3 protein-coding genes are annotated in these 5,621 nt (G+C 65.9%); all 3 read left to right on the top strand.

The features are described from left to right. Positions 1-198 precede the first annotated feature (198 nt). Positions 199-1,047: a PadR family transcriptional regulator gene (locus VW23_RS29765; RefSeq protein ID WP_425285199.1), complete on the top strand. Its 849-nt coding sequence runs from the start codon at positions 199-201 to the stop codon at positions 1,045-1,047. A gap of 245 nt (positions 1,048-1,292) precedes the next feature. Continuing rightward, positions 1,293-4,151 carry an FAD-binding and (Fe-S)-binding domain-containing protein gene (locus VW23_RS07115; protein ID WP_069908889.1) on the top strand — a complete coding sequence of 953 codons (2,859 nt, stop codon included), beginning with the start codon at positions 1,293-1,295 and terminating at the stop codon, positions 4,149-4,151. A gap of 216 nt (positions 4,152-4,367) precedes the next feature. Continuing rightward, a complete protein-coding gene (locus VW23_RS07110) occupies positions 4,368-5,561 on the top strand; it encodes a class I SAM-dependent RNA methyltransferase (RefSeq protein WP_069908887.1) in 1,194 nt (397 codons plus the stop codon). The last annotated feature ends 60 nt before the right edge of the window (positions 5,562-5,621 follow it).

Genomic DNA, 5,621 nt, shown 5'->3' with positions numbered 1-5,621 from the left:
TCAGTGGGTTGATGAATCTCAGGATGGCCCAGGCTTGGCAGGCCCCCTCCACCAGCTTCGCTGGTCCCCCTCCCCCGCCACGCGGGGGAGGATAAGAGGCAGCATCGCTGACTTAAGATATATCTTGAGAGCTATCTTGAAGCTCGACCAGCCGAGGCATATCTTCCGGCTATCGTAAGATATATCTTGGAGTGAAAGGTGCACGATCACGACCACAGGTGGGACCGGAACTGGCGGCGCATGGAAGCCATGGCGCGACGCGGGTTCCGCAAATTCGGCAACTTCGAAGCCAACATCAACCCTGGCGACTGGGGTGGGTTCGGGGGCAATTTCCGCATCGGGCGGATGCTGGCCTCGGGCGACCTCCGGCTGGTGGCGTTGTTCCTGATCGAACAGCAGCCGCGGCATGGCTATGACCTGATCAAGGCGATCGAGGAGCACTCGAAGGGCTTTTATTCGCCGAGCCCGGGCATCGTCTATCCGGCGCTGACCTATCTTGAGGAGGCGGGCTACGTGACCTCGGCCGCCGAGGGCAACAAGAAGCTCTACACCATTACCGAGGAAGGCCGGACGCACCTCAACGACAATCGCGAGGCGATCCAGTCGACGCTCGATTTCCTCGCCAAGGCGGGCTCCGGCATGGAGCACCTGCGGGAGCGCATGGCGAGCCAGGACTTCCCGTTCACGCCAGGGGAGGCGGAGCAGTTCCGCGAGCGATTTCGCGGCATGGGGCGGGAATTTGGCCGGCATGGCTGGTTCGGCGATCGGGGCGGTGCTCCGCCGCACCCGGATCATCCCGAACACCCCGAGCGGGGAGAGCGGCCCGAACGGCCGGAACGGCCCGAGCACTACGGCCGACCCGACCGTGATCTCGACGACGTGGCGCCGGAAGTAAACGATGCGCGCAAGGCGCTGAAGAAGGCGATCAAGGAAGCGATCCGGCGTGACCCCGAGGAGGACCGCCGGGTGGCGGAAATCCTGCGCCGCGCGGCCCAGGAAATCCGCGAGGGGCTGGAGGAAGATACGACCGACGTCGACCTCGGCTAGCTCCGGGGACTAATCACCAGCGCTCCCGTCTGACCGGATCCCCCGACAGGCGGGAGTTTTCGTTGTGGCAGTTGGGCTGCCGCCGAAGTCACGATGGAGAAGCTGGACCTCGTCGGCTGATCCGCCCACGACCAATGCCTCACTACCGCCCAGCTGCGAATGTCTCTAACATGCCAGCCAAACATCTTGCCCGGCTGCGAGATTTCTCGTTCCGGGCCTAAAGGGCGGATAGTGACGTGAACGAGATGGCCCCGATCGGGGTGGACCGGGCTGCGGCGACGCAAGGGGTGGTGGCGCGGCTCAAGGATCTGATCCGCAAGGACCGGATCATGACCGACCCGGTGATGACTTACGCCTATTCGGGCGATGCCAGTTCCTACCGGCTGATCCCGGCAGTGGTGGTGATCGTCAACAGCGAAGACGAAGTCCGGGCAGTGATCGCGGCAGCTCGGGCGGAAAAGCTGCCGCTGACGTTTCGTGCAGCGGGGACGTCGCTGTCCGGCCAGGCGATCACCGATGGCGTGCTCGCGGTGCTCGGCGACGGCTGGAAGAAGCTCGAGATTCACGAGGCCGGGCAGCGGGTGACGCTGGGGCCGGCGGTGATCGTCGCCAATGCCAACAAGGCATTGAAGCCGTTCGGGGCCAAGCTGGGGCCAGACCCCGCGAGCCAGGCCACCTGCAAGATCGGCGGGGTGGTCAACAACAACTCGTCGGGCATGTGCTGCGGCGTCGCCTACAACACCTACCACACCATGCACCGGCTGCGGGTGATGCTGGTCGATGGCACGGTGCTCGATTCCGGCGATCCGGCATCGGTCGCGGCATTCCGGATGTCGCATGCGCCGCTGCTCGACGAGCTCAAGGCGCTGCACCAGAAGGTCAAGGCCGATCCGGCGCTGGTCGAGCTGATCCGCAAAAAGTACCGGATCAAGAACACCGTCGGCTATTCGATCAATGCGCTGCTCGATTTCCACGATCCGATCGACATCCTGATCCACCTGATCGTGGGGTCGGAGGGGACGCTCGGCTTCGTTTCCGAGGTGACCTACAACACCATCCCCGAGCACCCCTACAAGGTGACCGGGCTGATCCCGTTCCCCGACCCCTATTCCTGCGCGCGGGCTATCTCGAAGCTGGCCAATGGCGGCGTGCAGGTGACGACCGGCGTCACGGCGGCCGAATATATCGAGCGGCGGGCGCTGGCGACGGTCGAGCACCTGCCGGCGATACAGCCCTATGTGAAGTTCTTCACCGAGACCTCGCCGGTGATCCTGATCGACGTGACGGCGCCCGACCAGACGACGCTCGAAATCGAGACGGCCAAGGCCTCGGCGATTCTTGCCTCGGAGGGGGCGACGGACATCACCTTCTCGGTCGACGAGCACATTTCGCACGGGCTGTGGGACGTGCGGAAAGGCTTCTTCGCCACCGGCGGCGCGGCCCGGCCGAAGGGCACTTCGATGCTGACCGAGGACGTGGCGGCGCCGATCGACCGGCTGGCCGATTTCGTCATCGACATGCGCAAACTGCTCGACGATTGCGGCTATGAGGACGCGATCATTTTCGGGCACGCGCTCGCAGGCAACCTGCATTTCCAGATGAGCGACAACTTCATGGACCCGCAGGCGGCGGTGAAGTTCGATCACTTTTCGAAGGAATTGTCGGAGCTGGTGTCCGTGCGCTATGGCGGCTCGCTGAAGGCCGAGCACGGCACCGGGCGCGCCATCGCGCCGTTCGTCGAGGCGGAGTGGGGCACCAAGGCCTATCTCATCATGCATGAGATCAAGCGGCTGTTCGACCCGGAGGGGCTGCTCAATCCGGGCGTGCTGCTCAACCCCGATCCCGACATCCACATCAAGAACCTGAAGCTGATGCCGCTGGCCGACGAGATTGTCGACCTCTGCATCGAGTGCGGTTTCTGCGAGCCGGCCTGCCCGAGCCATCACATGACGCTCAGCCCGCGCCAGCGCATCGCGGTGACGCGCGAACGGGCGCGGCTCAGGCAAACCGGGGAGGACCCGGAGCGGCTCAAAGCCATGGACGAGGGCTTCCAGTATGTGGGGCTCGATACCTGCGCGGCGTGCAATCTCTGCTCGCTGCGCTGCCCGGTAGGGATCGAAACCGGCACCATGGTGATCGGCGAGCGCGGCCGACGGCGGACCGATGGCGACCGCAACGTGGCGCACTGGGTCGGCGGGCATACTGCGGCGCTCGAGGCCGGCATGAAGCTGGGCGTCGGGGCGCAGGCGCTGGGCCGCCGGATCGTCGGCAATGGTGTGGTGGATGCGGTGGCGGGCGCCATGCATGCGCTGGCGCCCAAGGCGGTGCCGCGGGTATCGCCGGCGCTGCGGCCGGGGCCGGGGGCACCCAAGCCGGTGGCGCCGAGCAACGCGCCGAACGGCCAGGTGGTGTATTTTCCGTCCTGCGCGACTCGGATGTTCGGCGCGCCGACGCGCGAGAACGGGCTGCTGCCGACCACTGATGCGATGATCGAACTGATGCGGCGCGCCGGGTTCGACCCGGTGGTGCCGGAAAAGCTCGAGGGGCAATGCTGCGGCCAGCCGTTCCTGTCGAAGGGTTTTCCAAAGGAAGCCGAGCGGGTCGGCGGGTCAACGCGGCGCGAGCTCGACGGTCTCAGCCGGGCTGGCGCGTTGCAGGTGGTGACCGATGCCTCGACCTGCGCCAAGCACATGCGCGAACATCCGGGCCAGGCCGCGGTGATGGATTCGGCGGAGTTCCTGCTGAAGGAAATCCTGCCGCGGTTGACCATCACCAAGCCGCTGCCGGCGGTGGCAGTGCATCACAACTGCTCGGCGCAGCGGCTCAAGGAGCAGGGCGCCATCGAGGCGCTGGCGGCGGTGATTGCCAAAGAGGTAGTGGTGCTCGATGCCATCACCTGCTGCGGCTATGCCGGCGACAAGGGGCTCTATGTCCCCGAGCTCAACGCCCATGCGACGCGTTTTGCCAAGGCGCAGATCCCCGAGGGGTGCGAGATCGGGCTGTCGACGGTCTCGACCTGCGCCACGGGGCTCAGCGAGCGGATGGGGATCCCGTTCGTGTCGATCGCCAGCCTGCTCGAAATGGTGAGCCAGCCGGTGAACTGAGGCACTGGGTCATGTCTCTGGGCGCAAGAACCGAAGCAGACGGCCCCCTCCCGGCCTCCCCCTTAAAGGGGGAGGTGAAGAGTCGAGGCTCGTTCTTCGATCGTGCCAGAAGCACCGACAGGCACCTCCCCCTTTATGGGGGAGGATGGGAGGGGGTCGTCTGTCTCAGTCGGGAAACGCGTGCCAAAGCCCCGCTCGCCTGTTAGTGCGTTCCCCATGACAGAAGTTACCATCGACAGTATCGGGCAGCACGGCGACGGCATCGGCGAGATCGGTGGCGAGCGGGTGTTTGTGCCGTTCACCCTGCCGGGCGAGCGGGTGGAGATCGCGCGCGAAGGCGAGCGCGGCACGCTCATCAGCATCATCGAACCGAGCGCCGAGCGGGCCGAGCCGATCAGCCCGTATTTCGGGGCCTGCGGCGGCTGTTCGTTGCAGCACCTGAACCGCGAGACCTATGCCAGCTTCAAGCGGAGCCTGGTCGAGATCGCCTTGCAGCATGCCGAGGTCGAGACCGTGGTGCAGCCGCTGGTCGATGCGACCGGCGCCGGGCGACGGCGGGCGACCTTGCATGTGCGGAAGACCGGCGCCGGCTATATGCGGGCAAAGAGTCACGAAGTGCTCGATATCGACGCCTGCCCGATCCTCGTGCCGACTTTGTCGAAGCATGCGCCTCGGATCGCCCGGGCGCTGCAGCCGCTGGCCGGGGATTGCGACGTTTCCTTCACGCTCACCGATACCGGCATCGACCTCAGCATCAAGTCGGAACGGAAGCTGAAGTCGGTGGCACTGGCCGAATTCGCGCGGGCGCAAAAACTGGCGCGGCTGACCTTCAACGGCGATGCGGTCTACATGGCGCGACCGCCGGCGGTGAAGATGGGCAAGGGGCTGGTGGAGATTCCCCCGGCGAGTTTCCTGCAGGCGACGACGGCGGCGGAAGAGACGCTGGCCCGACTGGTGAGCGAAGGCGTTGGCAAGGTGAAGTCGGTGGCCGACCTGTTCTCGGGGGTCGGGCCTTTCGCGCTGCGGCTGGCCGAGGGGGCGCGCGTGTTCGCGGCCGACAGCGACCGCCAGGGCATCGCGGCGCTGGTGAAGGCGGTCAATCACGTGCAGGGACTGAAGCCGGTTGAGGCGAAGGTGCGCGATCTGTTCCGCGACCCGCTGGCGCCGATCGAGCTGAACCCGTTCGATGCAGTGGTGTTCGACCCGCCGCGGGCGGGCGCCGAAGCGCAGGCGAAGGAGCTGGCGCGCAGCACCGTGAAGACCGTGGTGGCAGTATCGTGCGAACCCAAGACCTTCGCGCGGGACGCGGCGATTCTGATTACCGGTGGGTATCGGTTGGAGAGCGTCGTGCCGGTGGATCAGTTCGCGTGGTCGACGCATGTCGAGGTGGTGGGGGTGTTTCGGCGGTGACGGTTGTGGCTCTTCTCATGCCGCCAGCGCCGGTGCGGGAAGATACCCCCACCCCTGTCC

The organism is Devosia insulae DS-56 (assembly GCF_000970465.2).
GTDB lineage: Bacteria > Pseudomonadota > Alphaproteobacteria > Rhizobiales > Devosiaceae > Devosia_A > Devosia_A insulae.
This window is presented reverse-complemented; position numbering and strand designations above follow the sequence as displayed.

Coding starts and splice junctions, on each gene's coding strand:
- VW23_RS07115 (WP_069908889.1), top strand. CDS start 1,293: ATGGCCCCGATCGGGGTGGACCGGGCTGCGGCGACGCAAGGGGTGGTG.
- VW23_RS07110 (WP_069908887.1), top strand. CDS start 4,368: ATGACAGAAGTTACCATCGACAGTATCGGGCAGCACGGCGACGGCATC.